General features: G+C 66.0%; 20 protein-coding genes. 5 read left to right on the top strand and 15 right to left on the bottom strand.

Annotated elements, in window-relative coordinates:
- Window positions 1-80: 80 nt before the first annotated feature.
- The 11 genes from JIG36_RS50805 to JIG36_RS50855 form a co-directional block, all read right to left on the bottom strand.
- Window positions 81-566 (bottom strand): hypothetical protein, encoded by a 486-nt coding sequence (locus JIG36_RS50805; protein WP_203384162.1) that lies wholly within the window; start codon window positions 564-566, stop codon window positions 81-83.
- Entirely contained in the window at window positions 563-1888 is a 1326-nt protein-coding gene (locus JIG36_RS50810) for a hypothetical protein (RefSeq protein ID WP_203384163.1), read from the bottom strand. The genes JIG36_RS50805 and JIG36_RS50810 overlap by 4 nt, the downstream gene beginning before the upstream one ends.
- Window positions 1885-2655, bottom strand: coding sequence for an ABC transporter ATP-binding protein (locus JIG36_RS50815; protein WP_307873258.1), 771 nt, complete (start codon window positions 2653-2655; stop codon window positions 1885-1887). Before JIG36_RS50815 ends, JIG36_RS50810 begins: the two co-directional genes overlap by 4 nt.
- 126 nt (window positions 2656-2781) lie before the next feature.
- On the bottom strand, window positions 2782-3447 hold the full coding sequence (locus tag JIG36_RS50820; protein WP_203384164.1) for a response regulator: 666 nt from the start codon (window positions 3445-3447) through the stop codon (window positions 2782-2784).
- A complete protein-coding gene (locus JIG36_RS53800; RefSeq protein ID WP_203384165.1) occupies window positions 3444-4448 on the bottom strand; it encodes a sensor histidine kinase in 1005 nt (334 codons plus the stop codon). The genes JIG36_RS50820 and JIG36_RS53800 overlap by 4 nt, the downstream gene beginning before the upstream one ends.
- A 92-nt stretch (window positions 4449-4540) precedes the next feature.
- Window positions 4541-6319, bottom strand: a complete 1779-nt coding sequence (locus JIG36_RS50830; RefSeq protein ID WP_307873255.1) for a sensor histidine kinase — start codon at window positions 6317-6319, stop codon at window positions 4541-4543.
- A gap of 56 nt (window positions 6320-6375) precedes the next feature.
- Entirely contained in the window at window positions 6376-7062 is a 687-nt protein-coding gene (locus JIG36_RS50835; protein WP_203384167.1) for a response regulator transcription factor, read from the bottom strand.
- Window positions 7063-7099: 37 nt separating this feature from the next.
- Window positions 7100-8299, bottom strand: a complete 1200-nt coding sequence (locus JIG36_RS50840; protein WP_203384168.1) for an ABC transporter permease — start codon at window positions 8297-8299, stop codon at window positions 7100-7102.
- Window positions 8300-8322: 23 nt separating this feature from the next.
- Complete coding sequence (locus JIG36_RS50845; RefSeq protein ID WP_203384169.1) at window positions 8323-9024, bottom strand: ABC transporter ATP-binding protein; 702 nt, start codon at window positions 9022-9024, stop codon at window positions 8323-8325.
- Window positions 9021-10241 (bottom strand): efflux RND transporter periplasmic adaptor subunit, encoded by a 1221-nt coding sequence (locus JIG36_RS50850; RefSeq protein ID WP_203384170.1) that lies wholly within the window; start codon window positions 10239-10241, stop codon window positions 9021-9023. The genes JIG36_RS50845 and JIG36_RS50850 overlap by 4 nt, the downstream gene beginning before the upstream one ends.
- A gap of 6 nt (window positions 10242-10247) precedes the next feature.
- A complete protein-coding gene (locus JIG36_RS50855) occupies window positions 10248-10826 on the bottom strand; it encodes a hypothetical protein (RefSeq protein WP_203384171.1) in 579 nt (192 codons plus the stop codon).
- Window positions 10827-11003: 177 nt separating this feature from the next.
- On the opposite strand from JIG36_RS50855, the gene JIG36_RS50860 reads away from it, so the two are divergent.
- Entirely contained in the window at window positions 11004-12029 is a 1026-nt protein-coding gene (locus tag JIG36_RS50860) for an aldo/keto reductase (protein WP_203384179.1), read from the top strand.
- An 86-nt stretch (window positions 12030-12115) separates the two neighbouring features.
- On the opposite strand, the gene JIG36_RS50865 is transcribed toward JIG36_RS50860, so the two are convergent.
- Window positions 12116-12991, bottom strand: a complete 876-nt coding sequence (locus JIG36_RS50865) for a LysR family transcriptional regulator (RefSeq protein ID WP_203384172.1) — start codon at window positions 12989-12991, stop codon at window positions 12116-12118.
- Window positions 12992-13112: 121 nt separating this feature from the next.
- On the opposite strand from JIG36_RS50865, the gene JIG36_RS50870 reads away from it, so the two are divergent.
- Together JIG36_RS50870 and JIG36_RS50875 are read left to right on the top strand one after the other, a co-directional pair.
- On the top strand, window positions 13113-14111 hold the full coding sequence (locus JIG36_RS50870) for an NADP-dependent oxidoreductase (RefSeq protein ID WP_203384180.1): 999 nt from the start codon (window positions 13113-13115) through the stop codon (window positions 14109-14111).
- The gene (locus JIG36_RS50875; RefSeq protein WP_203384173.1) at window positions 14108-14509 is read left to right on the top strand and encodes a nuclear transport factor 2 family protein; all 402 of its coding nucleotides are present in this window, start codon (window positions 14108-14110) and stop codon (window positions 14507-14509) included. The genes JIG36_RS50870 and JIG36_RS50875 overlap by 4 nt, the downstream gene beginning before the upstream one ends.
- Before the next feature lie 114 nt (window positions 14510-14623).
- Here the strand turns inward: JIG36_RS50875 and JIG36_RS50880 are convergent, their stop codons facing one another.
- Window positions 14624-15361, bottom strand: coding sequence for an RBBP9/YdeN family alpha/beta hydrolase (locus tag JIG36_RS50880; RefSeq protein ID WP_307873256.1), 738 nt, complete (start codon window positions 15359-15361; stop codon window positions 14624-14626).
- A gap of 67 nt (window positions 15362-15428) precedes the next feature.
- Between JIG36_RS50880 and JIG36_RS50885 the strand changes: the two genes are divergently transcribed.
- A complete protein-coding gene (locus JIG36_RS50885) occupies window positions 15429-16301 on the top strand; it encodes a CPBP family intramembrane glutamic endopeptidase (protein ID WP_203384175.1) in 873 nt (290 codons plus the stop codon).
- Window positions 16302-16354: 53 nt separating this feature from the next.
- Here the strand turns inward: JIG36_RS50885 and JIG36_RS50890 are convergent, their stop codons facing one another.
- Together JIG36_RS50890 and JIG36_RS50895 are read right to left on the bottom strand one after the other, a co-directional pair.
- Window positions 16355-18838, bottom strand: coding sequence for an ATP-binding protein (locus JIG36_RS50890; RefSeq protein ID WP_203384176.1), 2484 nt, complete (start codon window positions 18836-18838; stop codon window positions 16355-16357).
- A gap of 205 nt (window positions 18839-19043) precedes the next feature.
- Window positions 19044-19859, bottom strand: coding sequence for a helix-turn-helix domain-containing protein (locus JIG36_RS50895; protein ID WP_307873257.1), 816 nt, complete (start codon window positions 19857-19859; stop codon window positions 19044-19046).
- Between the two features lie 80 nt (window positions 19860-19939).
- On the opposite strand from JIG36_RS50895, the gene JIG36_RS50900 reads away from it, so the two are divergent.
- Entirely contained in the window at window positions 19940-21073 is a 1134-nt protein-coding gene (locus tag JIG36_RS50900; RefSeq protein WP_203384177.1) for an acyl-CoA dehydrogenase family protein, read from the top strand.
- Window positions 21074-21197: the final 124 nt, after the last annotated feature.

Raw genomic sequence — 21197 nt, forward strand, 5'->3', positions numbered from 1 at the left:
CGCGATACAAGCGCACGGCCCGTGCTCGCAGCTCGTCGGGGTACTTCTTCGGTGCGGCCACAGATGCTTCCTCCCCATGATCAGTCGATCATGTTTGAGAAGCTCCCGGAAACCGGGGGGAACTCAACCACCTGAATGCCGGTCCAACTGACGGGTGCGAGCCAGGCAAGCTGGGCGCCGGTGAAAGCAGCGCCCAGGCCGGCCAGACCCACCAAGCCCGCACAGTTGCGAAGGATCTGCCCGGTGGTACCGAAGTCAACGCCGAGGCTCGCGGCACCCACGATCAGTGCTACCAGCACAGCGAACAAGCCGGCCAAGTGAACTGCCCGGCGTGGAGGCCAAGGCATCGCGGCTGTCGACTCGAGGGCATCTTCGTCACCGCTCAGGGTCGAGATGAGCGGGGCAAGGGCCAGCATCGTGGTCATGGCGGCCAAGCCGGCGGGCACTTCGGGACGTCCGGCAAAGAACCGCCAAGCTCCACCGACCACAATCACGGCGCCGACGGACGTCGCCACGGCGAGCGGAACACGTCTGGAACGCAGATACAGCGGCAGCCAACGGCTCATGAGTCACGCCGCCCGGTGAGAATGGCGGTCAAGTCCTTGGTCTGGCAGACATTCGCAGCGTCGCGAAGCGCGGTCACACGTCGGACCTGTTCCGCTTCGGGGGCCTGCCGCAGCTTCACCAGAACGGGTTGATAGTCGCTCTGTGCCAGTTGCCAGCCGAAGACGCGGTCCGTGATATCGAGAGTGTCACCGCCGGTCAACCAGGCTCCGGCTGCCCATAGAGCAGCGGTGTCGTCCAGCGTGCACCCGTTGGCCGTAGTTCCCGCCCCATTGAGGATGCTCGCTTCGACATCCGTGTCCTCGGACTCTTCGTCGAGGTCGAGGCGGAAGGACACCGTCCCTTGCACGGTCTTCGGCTGGTTGCCGAGATAGTCGGCCTCGTCCCCGGTGAAGATGGAGTCGGGACGCCACTCCACGGCCCTGGTCGGGGCGTAGGGAAGCTTGGCGAGCTTCGCCAGCGCAGCACGCGCCTGTGGTACGACTGACGGCAGCAGATACGCGTGCACTGCGGTGACGCACACCTGGGGGACCCCGTCGGCACAGACCAGGCGCTGGGCATCGGCATCCACCAGGTAGCGCTCGGCCGAGCCGGTCGGGCTGACAGCCAGCATGACCGCCGCCCCACCGGCTACCGCGGCACTACCGCCGGCTCGAAAGATCCATGACGTACCGGCGGACAGCAGGTACCCGCCGAGGACCAATCCGAAGGCGAATCCGAGCCGCCCCAGCAGAACCGGGTCCGTCACCGATTCCCAGTCCGCTTCGGGCTGCGGGCCAATCAACGACAACCCCTGGATGGCGGGTATCGAATCCGCGGCCATCTGGATCGCGAAGGCTGCTGAGGCCAACAGCGGTGGAAGCAGCCGTGAAGGCCATACGCGCCCGGCCGCGATGCCGAGCAAGGCGGCACCGATGAGAAGTGGGACATCCACCAGGATCGACATGAGTCCACGCGCGCCGATGTAGCTGCTGTAAAGCAGCATCAACACGATGCCGACGGCGGCGAGGAGCAGGTGAGCGCCGGTGACCGCAGCCGCAAGCGCGGCGGCGGCCGGGGTGATGCGTTGCCAGGACGGTCGTCCGGTGCTGTGCATCAACTCCGCGGCTCGGGTGCTCTGTTCGCGGCGACCCAGCATCGCGCCGCCGGCCAGCGCCAGAGGCGCCAGAACACACATGATGGCCGCATCGGCGTAGGCGAACATGTTCCACTGCCGCGATCCCTCGAAGATGCTGGCGAGCGAGATGGCACCGACCGCTCCGACAACCAGACCGAGAATTCGAGCATTGGAGCGCTTCAGTTCGATGAGCAGCGGCCCAGTCATGCCGCGCTCCGGTGTTCGCGCAGCAGCACCGAGTAGCCACGTTCGGCCGGACTGTCGCCGATGCCGTCGCTTTCGCCGAGGCGGGTCAGGTCGGCGGGTGCCCCTTGGAACACGCGCTCTCCTTTGTCCATGACGACGACGTTGGTGCAGGCGGCCGCCACATCCTCGACCAGGTGGGTCGAGACCACGACGCAGTTGCCGTCACCGAGTTCCCGCAGCAGGTTACGGAATTCGACCCGTTGTTCGGGATCGAGGCCGACGGTCGGTTCGTCGAGCAGCAGGAGCGCAGGGTCATTGACGATTGCCTGTGCGATCCCGGCGCGACGCACCATACCGCCGGACAGCGCTTTCAGCCGGGATCCGGCGCGTTCGGTCAGGCCCACCCGGTCGATGGCACGTTGAGCGGCGGCGGATATCTCATGCTTGGGCACCTCCCTGAGCCAGGCCATGTACTCGACGTAGTCGCGGACTGTGAAGCGCGGGTAGAAGCCAAAATGCTGGGGCAGGTAGCCCAATCTGCTGCGTATGGCGCGGAGCTGCCGTCTGTCGGTGCAACTTGCACCCAGCAGGTGAAGGGTTCCGCCATGCGGTTTGATGACGGTGGACAAGGTACGCATGAGTGAGGTCTTCCCGGCTCCGTTAGGGCCGAGCAGTCCATGCACCCCCGCACCGAGCGATAGGTCGAGCCCTCGGACGGCAAGATGTTTGCCAACTTTGACCACGAGCCCGGCGGCGTCTACGCCTCTCGCATGCTGGGGTGTCTGCACCTCTCGAGCGGTACTTGAGCGAGTCACGGGCGCGGCCTGGCCAGGCAGCGCTTCGGCGGATGAATCGATGATGTTCACACGAAGGAGTTAAACGGGCGAGCGGCCGTGCCGAATCATCCCGTGGAATTAAGCCCGAGGGCTTACCAGACCCATCTCATAGGCGATGATCACCAGATGGACGCGGTCGCGCGCCTCCAGTTTCGCGAAGAGCCGGGCGACGTGAACCTTGGCAGTGGCCGGGCTGATGTAGAGCTCAGCGGCGATCTCGTTGTTCGACCGGCCGCGGCCGATGAGCGTGAGCACCTCACGCTCCCGGTCGGTGATGCCGCTCCACGAGCGTCGGACGGGGGCGGGGCTCACCGTGGAAGGGCTCTGCACGAAGTGTTCGATCAGGCGGCGTGTGACGCTTGGGGCTATCAGCGCATCGCCGGCAGCGACTACCCGGACGGCATTCAGGATGTCGTCCAGTGCCATGTCTTTCACCAGGAAGCCACTGGCACCGGCACGAAGAGCGGCGTAGACGGATTCGTCGTCGTCGAACGTGCTGAGGATGAGCACGCGGCCTGGATCGGGACCGGCCAGAATCTGGCGGGTTGCCTCGATACCGTCCATGACGGGCATGCGGATGTCCATCACGATGACGTCCGGCCGAAGTTCGCCGGCCAACCGGACTGCCTCGTCGCCGGTCCCGGCCTCGGCGACGACTGTGAGGTCGTCGGTGTTGTCGATCAGTACCCGCAGTCCGCTGCGGATCAAGGGCTGATCGTCGACCAGAATCGTTCGGGTGCTCATGAGACCTCAGGGACGAGTGCCGGAAGCGGAATGCGGGCTAGAACACGGAATCCGCCGGCCGCTCTCGGTCCGGCCTCGAACTGTCCCCGAAGAAGGTTCACTCGCTCACGCATCCCGGTCAGGCCGTACCCGAATGTGGGGTGGCCACCACGCCCGGTGTCGGTGACCTCGATCGTCAGGTCGCCGCCGTGACATGTCAGCGTGACGTCGCAATGTTCGGCGCCGGAATGTCGGATCACGTTCGTGACCGCTTCCTGAATGATCCGGAAAGCCGACAGATCGACATCCGGCGGCAACGGCGGCAGCACGCCCTCCTGCCGCAGGTCGACACCTACTCCGGCTTGCGCTGCCCGTGAGGCAAGGTTGTGCAGGTCGGCGAGGCCCGGGGCCGGGTCACGAGGCTGTGAGCCTGTGGCCGGGTCGGAACGGCGCAAGGAACCCAGCATCCGACGTAACGCCGCCGCCGTCTCCCGGCTGGTTTCCTCGATGGTTGCCAAGGCGTTACGAGCCTCTTCTGGCTGCGTGTCGATGATCCGGCGCCCCATCCCGGCTTGAACGGAAATCACGCCGAAACTGTGCGCGATCATGTCGTGCAGTTCGCGGGCGATACGCAGCCGTTCCCCCTGCACAGCTCTGAGTTCGGCCTGTTCCCGTTGATCGGCGTTGTGCTCGCGGCGCTGTCGAAGTGCGATGCCGCTGACGCACGCTATGCCGACCAAGAGAGTCAGGATGGCGAACCAGGTGAGTGCCCCGGATTTCTCGTCACCAGGGGTAGTGATCACTTGGACGACGAGCGCCACTACCGCGGCCAGAATCGCCTGCCGAGGTGGTCGGGTTGCGGCCACTCGGGCTACGACGACGTCGGAGATGACGATCAACGGAATCACGAACAGCTCGTCGGCGAGTTCGGCTGCCACGAGTGCAGCTATGAGCAGCAGGAGCGCGCCCCGCCACAGCCACACCTGACTGCGACGGACGGGCGGATCGTGGTCATCGGACACGCGGGCGATGTTACTGGCGCGGTAATTGCCTGGCATCGGCCCGCGGTAGTACACCCGTGGGCTACCTTCCGTGCCGCATGAAGGTGACGCACTCACCCTTCCTCATGTTGATCAGGACATTCCGGCAGTCGGATGGTGCAGAGCGTGCCGTGCCCCTCCTCACTCTCGACCTCGATGACACCGCCGTGTGCCTCAGTCAACTGACGGGCGATCGCCAAGCCCAGCCCGCTGCCCCCGGTCGCCCGGCTACGGGATTCGTCGGCTCGCCAGAACCGGTCGAAGATCTTCGGCAGGTCTTCGGCGGTGATCCCCGTGCCACTGTCTCTCACGGTGATCGTCGTGCCATTGGCGCCGATCGTGATGGACCCTCCGGCCGGCGTGTAGCGGACGGCGTTCGCGACCAAATTTCCGATCACTTGTCGCAATCGCACCTGGTCGGCCAGCACTACAGGGTCACCTGTGATGTCCAGGTCCATGCGCACTCCGGCCGCGTGTGCGGCGCCTCGATGGCTGTCGGCCACGTGCGTCAGGACGTCACGCACAGCTGTCGGTTCACTGTTGATCCGCAATGTGCCGGCATCCGCAGCGGCCAGGTCGCCGAGGTCGTCGATGATGTGCTGGAGCTGCAACGCTTCTTCGTGCAGCAGCGCGAGCAGCTGGGCGTCGGTCGGCGCAAGATCGTCCTGGGCTGCCTCGAGCCAGGTGCGAATGTTGCCGAGAGGCGTCCGCAGCTCGTGCGCTACGTCGTTGACCATGGTGCGGCGCTGCTCGTCAGCCTGTTCCCGCCGTTGCGCAGACTCGTTGAGGGCTCGTGCCAGCCTGCCGATCTCATCCCGGGTGGAGACCGGGGCCGGAACCTGCATCGCGGCCGCGTCGGCGACTTTGCGCAGTGGCCGGACCAGTCGCCGGCCGACCAGCACAGTCGCCGCGATCGTAGCCAGCAACACCGAACCGGCGACCGCAACGATCCTGCCGACACCGACACCGGACAGACTCAGCGTGGTGCGGGCCTCGCCGGGTGCGGTGACGAACAGCAAGGCGCGAGGTGCGACGTAAGGACGTAACTGTGCCCTGCGCCCAGCGTCCACGCATTCCTGCGCGACATCCTCCGGGCGAGCCGGCGTCAGCTGCGCGGGAACCGCCGGCTTGAACAGCTCAGTCTTGGTTCGGACCACTGACCGCGGGCCGAGGTAGGCCCGGAAAGTCGGGGCGATTCGCAGCTGACCGGCACTGCCGCCGAGTCCGAGGCAGCCGGCGGTCAGTTCGCTCAACTCTTGCAGGGCCTTCTTCTCGGCCGCGCTGACCAGGGTGTCAAGCTCGAACGTGCAGCCTTCCGGCGACGGAACAATTCTGGCGCCCTCGGCTCGCCGGCCGACGGTGGTGAGCAAGACTCTGGGCCGACCGGTCGGTGCGACGTCGATCACCGCGCCGTAGCCCGCTCTGCGCAGACATCGGAGGGCGTTCTTGGCTGTCTCGTTCATGACATAACGATCTTCGCTCGGCACGACGTACGGACCGGCGGCCCGCTCGTCGATGTGCTCGGCGCCGCCGGTCAGCCCGATGTCGACGTCGAGCGGATCCACTACGGCTGCGGGGCGTACGTTCTGCAGGTCAGGTCCGGCTTGCGAATCGAGGATGATGCGCTTGTCGTCGGTGGTCAGGGTGATCCGGCGACCGATGAGCGCAGCGCGCGAACGCACCAGCGTTGCCGCTCCGGACCAGTCCCGGTGAGTCGCCGCGTAGCCGACGAGCGCTTCGTAGACCGCTTTCTGATCGGCAGCCGCGCCGCCCAGCTCGTGACTGATCGCACGGGTCGTGGTTGTCGCGGCCAGCCAGGCTGTGGCCGAGATCGCGACGAGCGCGATCGACACCGACGTGACCAGTAACCGTGTGACCAGGCTGTGGCGTAAAGGTACACGCTCGGTACTCACCGGGCCGCCGACAGTTTGTATCCCACTCCGTACACGGTGAGCAGGATCGCGGGTCGGCGCGGGTCGATCTCGATCTTGCGACGCAAGTTGACGATATACACGTCGATGGTTCGTTCCGAGGAGCTACGGTCGATGCCACGCGTGTGGTGCAGCAGCTGCGTGCGGGTGAAGACCCGATCCGGCTGCTCGCTCATGGCGGCCAGGATCGCGAATTCTCCTCGCGTGCACTCGATCTGCTTGCCGTTCACGGTGACGTGCTGCCGGACTGGATCTATACCGATCGGCCCGATCTGCCGGATCTTGTGGACGGGGGCGCCGCGAGTAGCGCGGCGCAGCAGAGTGCGGGTGCGCGCCACCAGTTCCCGGGGACTGAAGGGCTTCGTGAGGTAGTCATCGGCGCCGACCTCCAGCCCGATCAGCAGGTCGTTCTCTGTGCTGCGAGCGGTCAGCATCAGCACCAGCACGTCGGATTCCTGCCTCAGCGTGCGGCAGACCTGCAGACCGTCCATGCCGGGCATCATGACGTCGAGGACAACCAGGTCCGGCCGATCGTGCCGGGCGATCTCGAGCGCTGTCCGGCCGTCGTGCACCACGGTGGCGTCATGGCCGTCCGCCTCAAGGTAACGGCGAATGCCTTCCGCGTGCCGAGCATCATCGTCGGCTATCAGAATTTTGGCACTCATCGGGGTGATTGTCGGTGGCTTCACTGAACCCTTTCGTTCAGGCGCTGAGCGATTCGGTGGGATCCAGCCGAGCTGCGCGTGCCGCCGGGTACGCCCCCGCCAGAGCGCCGATTATCAGGGCACCGCCCAATCCAGCGGCGGTCGCGGCTGGTGGGATGATCACCGGCCAGTTCTGCACGACGGCGTAGAGGGCGACGGCCATCCCGCCGAAGACGACACCGACTCCCCCACCCAGTGCCGACAACACGATCGACTCAGTGACGAACTGGATGCGCACGTGGCCACGGTTGGCCCCCAGCGCGCGACGCAAGCCGATCTCCCGCCGCCGCTCCAGCACTGATATGTACATTGTGTTGGCTACACCGATTCCGCCGACCAGCAACGCGACGCCGGCCAGTCCCAGCAGCAGTGAGCTGAAGGTCTTCTGGACGGCCTGCTTGGCGACGAGCGCGTCGGAAGGCCGGCTGACCAACACATCACCTGGGTGTTGCGGATTGGCGGTGGCCGCGAGCACCGAGCGCACTGCAGCCACCTGACTGTCGGTGGTCCGTACATAGATTCGGGTGGGATGCCCATCGAAGCGTAGCCATCGCACCGCCGCATTCCAGCCGATCATGGCCGAGCGATCGATCTCCGATGACAGTGGCATCGGATCGAGGATGCCGATCACTGTGAACCGGCGTCCTCCGAGATGAACCTGAGCCGGTTGGGCGAGATCGACGTGGTCGAAGCCGAGCCGCTGGGCGGCGATCGAGCCGAGGACGACGGTCGGCATGTCCTCCATCGCGGCATCGAGGAAACGGCCGGCCCGCACTCGGCCTTCGAGCGCCGTCAACAAGGTGGCTTTGGTGGCAACCACCGCAATGCCGTTGAAGTCACCGGCGCCCGTCTTGTCGGAGCGGCTGATGGTGAGCCCGAAGTCGCCGGTCGCGCTGACCGCTTTCACCGGTGCGATCCGTGACATCATGTCGACCGACTCCTTGGGCAGGGTAACCGGTGGATCGCGATTAGGCGCAGGGGAAACTTGCAGCCGGTTGGTACCCAGCATGGCCAGTTTCTCGTCGAGTGCCCGTTGACTCGAAGCGGGGATTCCGGTGACCAGAATCAGGGTGGCGATGCCGATGGCGATGCCGAGCGCCGACAGGGCGGCGCGCGCTTTGCGGGTGCGGATGCCGAGCAGCCCCAGGCCGATCAGATCGGCGGGTGCCAACCGCACCGGCACAACCTGGTGTTGCATGTGTGCTGATTGATCTCTGTGCTTCATTGCGGTCGTCCGCCCACTGCTGCCGGGGTCGCCGAGTCGGAGACCAGGCGGCCGTCGAGTATGCGAATCTGTCTGGGTACCCGGGCGGCCACATCGTGATCATGAGTGATCAAGGCGATCGTGGTCCCGCCTCGATTCAGCGTCGTCAGCAGGTCGAGTACGGCTGCGCCGTTGGCCACGTCCAGCGCGCCGGTCGGCTCGTCGGCCAGCACCAGCGCCGGCTGGTTGACCAGTGCCCGGGCAATGGCAACACGTTGCCGTTCGCCGCCGGAGAGTTGCTGCGGGTGATGGCCGGCACGGTGAGACAGGCCGACCCGCTCCAGCGCACGGAGCGACAGGTCACGGCGATGACGGCGGTGCACACCCGCGTAGAGCAGTCCGGTGGCGACGTTCTCGGTGGCGGTCAGCCCGTCACTGAGGTGGAACTGCTGGAACACGAAGCCCAGCCAGCGCCCCCGCAGGCTGGACAGGTTCCGGTCGGACATCTTGGTGACCTCGTGTCCGGCCAGAAGCACCTGACCGCCGGTCGGACGGTCCAGGGTGCCCATGATGTTGAGCAGTGTGGACTTTCCTGATCCGGACGGTCCGACGATGGCGACGAACTCGCCGGTGTCGATGCGCAGGGAGACATCGTGCAAAGCCGTCACGTCTGCGCCGTATCGGCGGGTGGCGTGTCGGAGTTCCAGGACCGGGGTCACGACGTCGTCACCACCCGCGTGCCGGCGACGATGCCGGCGCCGGCGATCTGCACCATGCCGTCAGCGAACATGCCGATCCGCACCGCGGTCAGGGCACCGCCGGATACCTGGACTCCGTATCCGCCGCCGCGGAGCGCGATCAGCGCACCGACCGGGACGGCAAGCACGTTGCGTCTGGTCGTACCGGTGAAGCGGACCTCGACATCCGCCGAGCTGATGTTTCTGATGGCCGAGGGCTTGTCGACCCCGATGAGGACCCGAACCTGGGGGCCGTCCGGGGATGATTCGTCGCCGCCGGGCTGCGCCTGGACGTCGGTGCTCACCGAACGGATGGTGCCGGTCGTCGTGGTGCTGTCCGGCAGTGTGACTTGCACTTTGTTTCCCGCCTTGAGCCCGCCGGCCCGGCTCGCAGCGATGGCGACGGTGATCGCCTTGGCTTCGTCACTGATTTGCATGAGCTCTTCGCCGGCGTCGTCACCGAGCTGCGCTCGAGCCGCGCCGACCCGAACGCCACCGGACAGCACCACGACGTCACCGAGATACAGCGTGCCGTCGGCGGGTCGCACGCCGTTGGCGGCTTGCCAGCGCTGCACTGCGTGCTTGAGCGACGCGGTGAAAACGCCGTCCTCGGCGGTTACCACGGTCCGAAATGAGGACGGCGTCCCGGAGGCGGCCGGCACGGGCTTACTCGCGGTATCCGTCACCTTCTTCTCGCCGTCGCTGTCATCGCTCCTCCTGCCGGGGTCGTCGGCCGGTGCAGGCTCGCCCGGAGTGGTGACCCAGGTGCCCGGCGCCGGCTGCCGTCCGATGCGATAGCCCAGTGCCTTCAAGTTGTCCGCCAGCACCTTGATGTCATGGCCGACCGTGCCTATCGCGCCGATGTCGCGGAACATCGGAGCATCGCCGTAGAACAGGGCAACCGGCCGCTCGCCGACCTGATAGAGCGTGCCCCCTCGAGCGACTGTGCTGCCCGCCTTCGGAAGCCAGGTGACCACCCCGCCCCGGTTACCCCGCAGACTGCGCTGCCTGCTGTAACCGACGACGCCGATCTCCGACCAGTAGTCGGAGAGGTTGGTCTTGACAACCTCAGCGGTCGCTACCGTTGGTTCCGACGGTCCAGTGGGTCCGGCATCGTGACCGGTGAAGGCGTATCGCGCGTAGGCGCCGCCCAGCACCATCACGATCGCAACGACGGTGACAGAGATCCGCTTACGCATCGTCGGCTACTTCTGCGTGAAGGCGGCGATTTCGCATTCTCGATAGTCCTGCGATCCTTGGTCGCTGTTCAGCTTCTCCAGGTTGGCTTTGCTGCTGATCCCCCACAGCTCAGCCTCGCTTCCCGATCCGCGGATCTCCATCTTGTAGCCGCGGCTCTCCATGCAGTCCTTCTCCTCGCGGAGGTCGTCGACATAGTTCGGGTTCTGACGGGGATCGAGCTCGGGGGCGTCCAGCGGTTGCTTGTCGGCACAGGCGTCCACGGCGGGCTGGTACTTCTTTGGATCGCCCTTCCAACTGGCCAGGGGGCCACCGTCATCTGGCGCCGATGGCACACCATGCTGCGTCCAGCAGGCGTAGTAGGCGTCGTAAGCCCGCTGGACCTCCTCCTTCGTCGCGCCGAGGGGAAGCTGCCGGACGTTCTCGCCGTCCGATCCAGCGGTGCCGGCCGAACTGGCTCCTGACGGCGTTACCGCACCTGGAATGGCAGCCACCTGCGGCTCCCCCTCGTCCGACGTGCCGCCACACGCGGCGAGCGCGAGCAACAGGGCCATACCGCTGATCACCTTCACGCTGACTTTTCGCATGGCGGAAGCCTGATCACAGACTGTTAGGCAGTTGTTAGCGCTTCCCGAGAACTGCGCAACATCGCCCGGCCTCCCGCTGCTTCCGACTGCCCTCTTGCATAACTGAGAAGACGTTCCGTATTGTAGTGATCTGATAACGCGTTCCGCTTACCGATGCTACGTCAACGGAGGATGTTCATGCACTACCGCACTCTCGGCCGAACCGGCATCAAGGTCAGCCCCTACGCCCTGGGAGCCATGATGTTCGGTCCGATGGGCAACCCGGACCAGGACGACGTGACCCGTATCGTGCACAAGGCCCTCGATGCAGGTATCAACTTCGTCGACACCGCCGACGTCTACTCGAACGGCGCGTCCGAAGAGATGCTCGCCAAGGCCTTGGCGGGTCGCCGGGACAGGGTCGTGCTCGCCACCAAGCTTTCCGGCCCGATGGGCGATGATCCTAATCAGCGCGGCAACTCGCGGCGCTGGATCATGCAGGCCGTGGAGGGCTCGCTGCGTCGCCTGCAGACCGACTACATCGACCTCTACCAGATCCACCGGCCCGACCCGGACACGGACATCGAGGAAACACTTTCAGCCCTGACCGACCTGGTCCACGCGGGTAAGGTCCGGGTCATCGGCTCCTCGACGATGCCTGCTTCGGACATTGTCGAGGCGCAGTGGGTCGCAGAGCGACGCGGTCTGCAACGCTTCCGGACCGAGCAGCCCACCTACTCGATCCTCAATCGCGGTATCGAACGAGAGATCCTGCCCGTTGCCGAACGTTACGGGATGGGAACGCTGGTCTGGAGTCCCCTCGCTCAGGGCCTGCTCACCGGTCGCATCCGCAAGGGCCAGCAGAGCGACCTCCGCCGGGCCAACTACTTCAAGCACCTCACCGACGAACGCCGGCTCGACGCTGTCGAGCGGATCATCCCGATCGCCGAGAAGGCGGGGCTTCCGCTGACCCATCTGGCGATGGCGTTCGCCGTGGCGCATCCTGGTGTGACCTCGGCGATCATCGGTCCACGCACCATGGAGCAGCTGGATGACCTGTTGGCCAGCGCCGAGGTGAACCTCTCGGACGAAATCCTCGACAGCATCGACGAGGTCGTGGCGCCCGGAACCGACATCGGCGCCCTGGACATGGCTTACAACCCTCCCGCGATCCAGCACGTCAACCTGCGCCGGCGGCCGGCCGCCGAGCGCCCGGCGGCCTGAGCCGAAGGGTCCAATGGCTGTTCCATACGAGTTGGACTCTCTTTCAGCCCGTCTGCGTTCGCTCGCGGGGTTGCCCGCCCGTTCCGTCAGGCCGCCGATCCGGTCAGGACAGATGAGGCGGTGAGTCGGAGATCTCCGATCACCGGATTTGAGTCGCCTTTGCGACTTACCAGGACGACCCGGCTGGGGGGAGCATCCTCGACCGGGACGGTAACGAGGTCGGAGCGCAGGGAGCTACGTCGATCACCGACGGGCAGCACAGCGATGGCGTGACCGTTCGCGACGAGTTCGAGCTTGTCCTCGTAGCTGTCGGCCGGCGGTACGCCGGCGCCGAGCAGGCGGTAGGAGGTCCAGTCCTCGGTGTCGAAGGCGCAGGGCGCTACGTGCTCGTCGGCCAGCTCCGCCACGGTCACCGACGCCCGACCGGCCCAGCGATGACCGTGCGGCACCACCAGCTTTCGCGGTTCGGCATACAGGGGGGTGCTGACCACCTCGTCGGGGGCGAGCGGCAGCGGAGCCCGCACGATCAGGGCGTCGACCCGCTTGTCGGTGAGCGCTCCCACGTCACGGCATTTCAAGTGCCGGGTGAGGATCTCGGCGTGCGGACGGCGGCGACGCAATTCTCGTACGGCAGCCGTGATCACCAGATCTTCGACATAGCCGATGGTGATGCGTTCGGCGCCGGAGTGTTGCCGGACCGCCAGCTCGGCTTGACGGGCGGCCTGCAGCAGCAATTGAGCTCGAGGAAGAAAGGCCTCGCCCGCCGGGGTGAGCCGGGTGCCCTGCGGCACCCGGTTCAGCAGCCGCGCACCGAGATGCTTCTCCAGCCGCTGGATCTGACGGCTCAACGCCGGTTGGGCGACGTGCAGCTCGGCAGCGGCCCGGCCGAAGTGCTGGTGCGCCGCCACCGCGATGAAATAGCGCACCAGACGCAGTTCCAGGTCATGTCCGAGATCGTTCATCGATCGATCGTACGCGTCATGCCGTTTCGGAATGATCGGTTGCCGAACCGGTCTTGGACGGCGGAGCCGGCCCGCGCCTTGACTGGAAGGGCACACAGATCCCGAGAAAGCGACAGGCGTGATGAAGGCGATCCAGTTCCACGAAGCGGGCGGTCCCGAAGTTCTGCAGTACGAAGAGGTGCCTGTTCCCGAGATCGGGCCGGGCGAAGTGCTCGTCCGGGTACACGCGGCAGGCATCAACCCGCCGGACTGGTACCTGCGGGAGGGGATGAAGGTCATGCCGGCCGAGTTGAGGCCGGTGGTGGAGTTTCCCCTGACCCCCGGAACGGACATGTCGGGCGTGGTTGAAGCGGTCGCAGCGGACGTGACCGGGTTCTCCATCGGTGACGAGGTCTTCGGAATGCTGCGGTTCCCCGGGTTCGACGGGAGGACGTACGCCGAATACGTCGCCGCACCGGTCTCGGACCTTGCTCACAAGCCCGCCGGCATCGACCACGCGCAGGCCGCCGGAGCGCCGATGGCCCTGCTGACGGCCTGGCAGTACCTGATCGATCTGGGCCACGACGTGCCGTCCCCGTTCACCGGCAGGGTGCACCAGCCCACTCCGATCACGCCCGGCATGACCGTTCTGGTCAACGGAGCCGGCGGCGGGGTGGGTCATTTCGCGGTGCAGCTGGCGAAGTGGAAAGGGGCGCACGTGATCGCGGTGGCCTCGGGTCGCCACGAGCAGTTCGTGCGCAAGCTCGGTGCCGACGAGTTCATCGACTACACCAAGACGCGTGCCGCGGACGTGGTCCGCGGCGTCGATCTGGTGATCGATACGGTCGGTGGCCCCGACAGCGCGCGCCTGCTGAGCGTGCTCAACTACGGCGGCACCATGCTTCCGGTGTTCTTCGCCGAGTACGACCCCGCGGAGACGGCGAGGCTGGGCATCACGGTCTCGAACATCCAGGTGCGCTCGAACGGGCCCCAGCTTGCCGAGATCGGGCGCCTGTTCGACGAGGGAAGGCTCCGGGTCGGGGTGGACAGCACCTACCCGTTGGCCGACGCTGACGACGCACACGCCCGCGCTGCCCAAGGCCACATTCAGGGCAAGATCGTGCTGACGGTGGTCCCGTGATCACCGATATCCAGCAGGCGGTGGTGCGCTACGCCTACGCTCTCGACGACCTAGACGTACCCGCCCTCACTGCGGTCCTCGATGAGGACACCACGTGGACGTTCGAGATTCCTGAGCGGGGACCGCTCGGCCCGATCGCCGGACGGCAAGCTGTTCTCGAGTTCGTTCACGCCGGGCATGCCGCGCAGGCTGGACGTGTGCGCCATCACTTGAGCAATGTGCTGGTCAGCAGCTCGGACACGGACACCGCCGAGGCTCGGGCATACCTGGTCCAGACCAGAAGTCTTGATGGCAGCGTCCACGTGATCTCGACTGGGACCTACACGTTCGGTATGCGCCGATCCGAGTCCGGGTGGCGGATCCAGGATCTCACTCTGGTCCTGGACAACGCTCTCTAGCAGCTACCGATCCCGTGGCGGCGGCTCTGCCTCCACGCAGCCGGTGGATGCACGGATCGGCCCGCGCATCTGCCTTGGACGACGCTGGTCTCGCCGGCACTCACGCCGGCGAGATCACCGTCCTGCGACGCCCTCCACCGGGACCTGTTCCCGCACGCACCAGTCGAGAACCCCCTGCCACGGGCCGTATCCGTCACCCGGCGTGATGTGGCCCGCGTCGGACAGGACGTCACAGTCCATGCCGAGCTCGGCGCTCCACGCCCGCGCATCAGCGGGCGCGTACGGATCGGTTGTCGAGGCCACCACCCGCGGCGGCTTGCTTGACGCGGCGGCGAGCAGCTCGCGGTCGACGTGTTCCAGCCGGAACTCCTCGTTGCCGTTTGCCGCAGTGAATGCCTGTTCGCCGAGTGGCGATACCAGGAGGACCCGGGAAACCCGCAGCTCGGCCGGCAAGGTCTGAGCGACACGCAGCCACAGGGCGCACCCCAGAGAGTGACACACCACGACACGTTCCTGACCGCCGAGCTGAGCCAGCTCGGCGGTCAGCAGGTCGGTCCACTCCTGCGCCAACGGCTTCTCGGGGGCCGGGAACTGCGGATAGAGGACCTGCTCACCACGCTGGCGCAAGGCCTCGGTAAGCCACCACATCCAGTGGTGCGGTGGGCGCCGATGCTGCACGCCATGGACCATGAGGAAACGTCGCTGCGGAACGAAAGAATCCGGCAATTCAGTCATCTGTTGTCCTGTCGCGATCGAAGGAGGAGCCGACCCGGATCTAACCTCAAGATCGTCGTCACGTCCAAGGGGCGCGAGCCGGACGGGCCGACCACCGTGCCGGTCGGAGCACAGCATGCGGATTCGTGTGGATTCATGGCCTCGGCTCAGCCGGGGGTGGATCGTCTGTGCGTCAGATCGCGCCTTGAAGGGAATCGAGTCAGTGGGAACCGAAAACGCCACAGCCCGGCATCACAAGAAATCTCCGCCTCCTTGGCTGCATGCGTTCTGGCCGCGATTTCTTTTTCTGCTGATCACCTTCCTGTTGGTGAACCTGGTCCTCGCGCTGCTGATCAACGTGTCAGTGAGCCATTGGGTATCAGGGCTTCTGGTGGGGGTGGCCGCTGCGGCGCTTGCGCTGTTCCTGTATACGCGGATTGTCGGATGGCTGGAGCAACGACACGTCGTCGAGCTCGCGCGGTCGGAGGCACGCTCACAGCTGATCCGCGGTACGGCCATCGGCACAGGTCTGTTCGTGACCACACTGGCGCTGATTTTCGCGTGCAACGGCTACCGCCTGCACGGCGGCTCGTTCTGGGCGATGCTGGCAACGCTCGGCGCGATGACTGGCGTTGCCGTACTCGAAGAGCTGGTGTTCCGAGGCGTCCTGTTCCGCGGCATCGAAGAACGTTTCGGCACGACGCCGGCTCTCGTGGTATCGGCACTGCTGTTCGGCGGCCTGCACTTCTTCAACGCGGAAGGCACAGTGTGGGGCGCGCTGGCCATTGCCGTCGAGGGTGGCCTGATGCTCGGCGCCGCATACGTGCTGACCCGGAGTCTGTGGTTGCCGATCGGCTTGCACCTGGGCTGGAACTTCACTGAGTCGGGCATCTTCGGCGGCACGGTTTCCGGCACCGACGGTGCGATGGGTGGCCTCTTGACCGGGGTACCGCGCGGTCCGGCGATCATCAGCGGAGGCACGTTCGGACCCGAGGCAAGCATCTTCGCAGTGCTTGTGTGCGGCGCGACCGCGGTCCTCCTTCTGCGCCGGGCTCGTAAGCAGGGTTCCTGGCGCTGACCGAATCTCCCGTGTGCCGGGTTACTCCCCCGTCGTGCCCGGCGCACGGGACCTCATACGTCGGATATCTCTTTGAGCATGATGGCTATCCGAGTGGCCTCGGCTGGATTGAGATCGCCGTACATGGTGTGTGCGCGCTGGAAGTGTTCCCTCGCCTCGGTCACGTTGCCCAACTGACGGTGTGCCTCGCCGAGACCGGTTTGTGCAACCGCTTGCTGTTCGGCGTCCTGGACGTCGTGGGCGGAAGCCCCGTCGTATGCCTCGGTGTATTCGGCTATCGCGGCCTTGGGGTTACCGGCCGCCAGGTTGGCGTGTCCTAGACCGTTCTTCGAACAGATCATTCCGTACCGGGATCCGGTGGCGCTGCTCAACAGCCAGGAACGATCGTAGTAGTCGCCGGCTGACGTGTGGTCGCCCCGCTGAAGATGCAAACTGCCGAGGGCGTCCAAGATGCTCGCCTCGATGACGGAGTTGTCCAGTTCACGCGCGTATTGCAAGGCTTGAGTCAGATGAATCTCGGCTGCGTCGAGGTGGCCTGAACGAAGCTGGGCCTCGCCGAGATTGGTCAGCAAAGCCGTTTCCTCCCAGCAGTCGCCGAAGCGGTGAGCAAGGCGGGCGCCTTCCTCGTAGTAGGCGGCGGCTTGCTCGAATCGGCCCACGATGTACTCGGTGCTGCCGAGTCCCAGCAGGACGTGCAGCAGCACTTCCCTGGCGCCGGTGCGACGGCCGGTTTCCCATGCCAGCAGGAGATCCCGACGGGCCTCACTGGTGCGCCCGAGATGGGTCCGTGCGATGGCCCTATACGTCAGCACACCGAGCTGGACTTCCGGGTCATCGGTCGCCGGAGAGATCCGGTCGATCTGCTCGAGCGCTGCCAGGTGCCGCGAATGAGCAAGTTCGGTCGCGGCCAGCCGCAGCACCGCCCGGTCGTGCTGCACCCGATCGCCTGCGTCACCGGCAGCGCGCGCGGCACGGTCATGAACGACGAGAGCTTCCTGGTAGCGTCCGCGAAGGATCAGAAACCGGTTCAACACAGCGCTGAGCGTGACCTCGGATTCGGGCCGCTCGTGATCGGACGCGGAAATCCGCGTCATGGCAATGAGATTGTCCAGCTCAGTGTCGAGCCAAGCGCATTTTTCACTGCGCACGACCAGCTCGGAGCCTGCGCCGCTTCGGTCCGGCCGCTTCGCGTGTTCGGCGGCGGTGACGAGAAAGTAGTCAAGCAGTCGGCTCAGCGCAGCTCGCCGGTCGGCGCGGCGGTCTTCTTGGACAGCACGCACGGCGGCGAATGCGCGGATCAGATCGTGGAGAACGTAGCGGCCAGGTCCGTGGCTCTGTACGACATGCTGGCGAGCGAACTCCTCGAGCATCGACGCCGCGGTTTGCGGATCTGAGGCAACGAGCGCCGCCGCGGCCGGTGCGTCAAAGGCGCCGGGATGCAGGGTCAGGGCCCGCAGCAGTCGGCGGCCCTCTTCCGTGAGCGCACGGTAGGACAGGTCTAGCGCCAGTTCGACACCGGGCTCGAGCCGGCTTGACGCGTGACAGTCGTCGAGCCAGTCCGCGTGGTCGGTCAGCGTCCAGTCCGGCCGAGTCCGCATGTGTCCGGTTGTCAGCGCCAGCGCAAGCGGCAACTGCCCGCACTGTTGCGCGATCCTGGTCAGTGCCCGGTGATCGCTGCCTACCGGAATGCCGTTGAGCGCTTGGGAGAGAAAGCTTCGCGCCTCCTCCTCGCTGAATCCGTCGACGTGCACCGGAATGGCCGACGGCAACGCCAAATCATGGCGGCTGGTGACGATGGTTGCCCCGTGGCCACCGGGCAGCAACGGCGTGACTTGCTCGACATCGGCCGCGTTGTCCAGCACCACGAGAACTCGACGGGAGGCCAGCCGTTCGCGGTATAAGGCGATCCGCTCCGGCAACGACACCGGGACGAGTTGACCCGGAACTCCGAGGGATCGCAGGAATCCGTCTAGCACGGCGGATGGATCGGCCGGCGGCTGCGTCACGTCGGCGTGGAAACCGCGCAGATTCACGAAAAGAGCCGCGTCGACCACGTCGTCCTGGAGCAGCAAGTGACCTAGCCGGACGGCCAGTTGCGTCTTGCCTGCCCCGGCCATCCCGCCGAGCACGGTGATGCTGCTCGGGCCGCATGTCCTGCGCAGGTCACGAACGACGTCGTCACGGCCGGTGAAGGTAGCGAGGTCCTGTGGCAGACCTTCGACGACCCTGACTTGTTCTGGAGCCGGCGCCAGCCCGCTGATGACCCTGAGCACCTGGCGCCAGTGATTCACGTAACTCGAGTCGGGATGCAGAGCAGCGACGACGGCGACCACGAGCTCATGGTCGAATCTCTTGCGTCCGGGCCGGAAGCAGTCCACCACCGTCGATCTGCCGACCTGATCTGCGCTTTCCCGGCCTTTGTTGACCCGGACGGTGATGGTCTCGTACGACGGCGCGCCTGCCCAGGACTTCAGAAGTCGGAGCAGCTCTGCGATGTCATCGAGAGTGCCCGCGCGGCCAGGATCGGGCGCTGTCATTCTTCGCCTCCCACTGGTCGAAACCCCAGCAAGTGCAGACTCAGGGCGTGCGATGAGCCGGTGGGCTACGTCGCCGCCGTACCGGCCGGGCGCGCTCCGACAGCCCTCTATAGCCGACTGAGGGCGCTGAATCTGATCTTGTCACCGTACGTTACGCCTATGCAATGGTTTCAGAGGCGCTACCTGGCCACGCCGCCACCAACAATCACTTCGGTAACGCGACGTGTTCGCACAGCGAAGACAATGCTTCTGCGGCAGGAGTGTTCGGTTCGGCCTGATAAACGACCAGCATCTGGTCCTCGGCGCCAGCGACCAGAAACTTGTCGTAGCGCAGCTCGAGGTCACCGACCAGTGGATGACGCACCTGGTGGATACCGGTGACAGGCCGTGACACCACCTCATGCTGACGCCAGCACCGCCGGAAGACTGCGCTTTTGGTGGTGAGCTCGTTCACCAGCTCGGTCAGGCGCGGATCGTCGAGTTGGGCCCCGGCGGCCGTCCGCAAGATGCCGATCATGGATCGTACGTGCTCCGACGCGCCGACCGCCTCAGCGGCAGAGTCGAGAAGGGCAGCGCGTAACAGGTTGACGCCCGGCCGGTAGAGCGGTGACAGAGCGCCCGCCAGCCGGTTGGCAGCCAGCACATCAAGGTAGCGTCCTTGGATGAACGCAGGCGTGTGCTCCCACGCCTCGAGCAGCCGGACGACGCTAGGGCGGATCTGCTCGGTCGTGGCAACTCCTCGCCGGGGCTGCGGCTCAGCCAGCCCGTGCAGATAAGCCGTCGCGGCGCTGTCCAGTTTCAGAGCGCGGGCAATCGCGTCCAGCACCCGGACCGATGGGTGCCGATCGCGCCCCTGTTCCAATCGCGTGTAGTACTCGGTGCTGATACCGGCCAGCACAGCAAGCTCGTCGCGCCGCAGCCCTTTTACACGCCGATGCGAATTAACGGCGATGTCCACATCCTCCGGCCGCATCTGCGCGCGCCTGGCTCGCAGATAGTCGCCGATCGGATTGTCTGTCACGCATCGACGATAGTGGCCCTGGCGGGACCCCCCTCAGCGGGGCCTGGTTGCCCCGCGTCGTTCATGTGAGGCTGCCCTCCATGATCGGAACCGACCGTCTTGACGTACTTGTGACCGGCTTGTCGCAGGAGGAGGCTACGCATTTGTCCCTCGCGTCTTCCCTCAGGCCGACACTGAGCACCAACGCGGCGGCTGCGGACATCGCGTGCGTCCTTCCCGACGAGGTAGTCACCGCCATGCACAAGGCGGGGCTCTTTCGTCTTGCCACACCGCGTGTCTACGGAGGTGTCCAGGCCGGCTCCCGTGCGGTCACCGCCATCGCAGCGGAAGTGGCCCGCGAATGTCCGTCGGCAGCCTGGGTTCTGACGGTCTTCTACAGCGGTGGTCTGGCCGCCTGGATGTTTCCGGAGGCGGTACAGCAGCGGATCTGGCAGGCGGACCCGGACGCTGCCGTCTGCGGCTCGTCCGGTGGCGGCGCCCGAGTCACGCCGGTCGACAACGGATATCTGCTCAACGGCCGCTGGGGCTGGGCCTCCGGGGCGCACCACGCCAGCTGGATCATCCTCGACGTTGTCGGAGAGTCCACGGCCGACCGCGGAATTGCTCTGGTACCGATGCGTGATCTCTCGATCGAGAAGACCTGGAACATGGTCGGCATGCGGGGAACCGGCAGTGACACGGTGGTGGCCGACGACGTTCACGTCCCCGAGGACCAGGTGCTCTTTCTGTCCAGGATGACGATGTCTCCCACCGGGGGTGGCCTGCCCAGGCCGCAAGGCCTGGACAGCACTCTGAGCGGAACGATTTTGGGTATCGGTCTGGGGGTGTACGACCACGTCGTGGACGGTCTCACCCAGGGCCTGCCGCGGTCCCCCAAAGCGAATCCGCGGCACCACAAGGTGGATGCTCCGGGCGTTCAGGCGGGTGTGGCGGACGCGGCGATGTTGATCGACAGCGCGATCCTGCTGGTGGCACGCAGCGCCGGCGCAGTTGATCGGGCTACTGGCACCGGGCAGCGGCTGTCCGCGATCGAAGAGACCCGGGTCAGGATGGACGGCGGTCTCGCCGCGCGTCAGATCCGTGCCGCCGTTGACACGTTGCTCGATCTGGGCGGGGCGGGCCGTCTCGCCGAGTCCAGCCCGGCGCAACGGCTGTGGCGTGACATGGGCACAGCAATGCGCCACCCTGCCTTCGTGCAGGAGGCCACCCGCTGAGTTCCCCCCGGTTTCCGGGAGCTTCTCAAACATGATCGACTGATCATGGGGAGGAAGCATCTGTGGCCGCACCGAAGAAGTACCCCGACGAGCTGCGAGCACGGGCCGTGCGCTTGTATCGCGA

The sequence above is a fragment of the Paractinoplanes ovalisporus genome, from assembly GCF_016834655.1.
In the GTDB taxonomy this organism is placed as follows: Bacteria; Actinomycetota; Actinomycetes; order Mycobacteriales; family Micromonosporaceae; genus Actinoplanes; species Actinoplanes ovalisporus.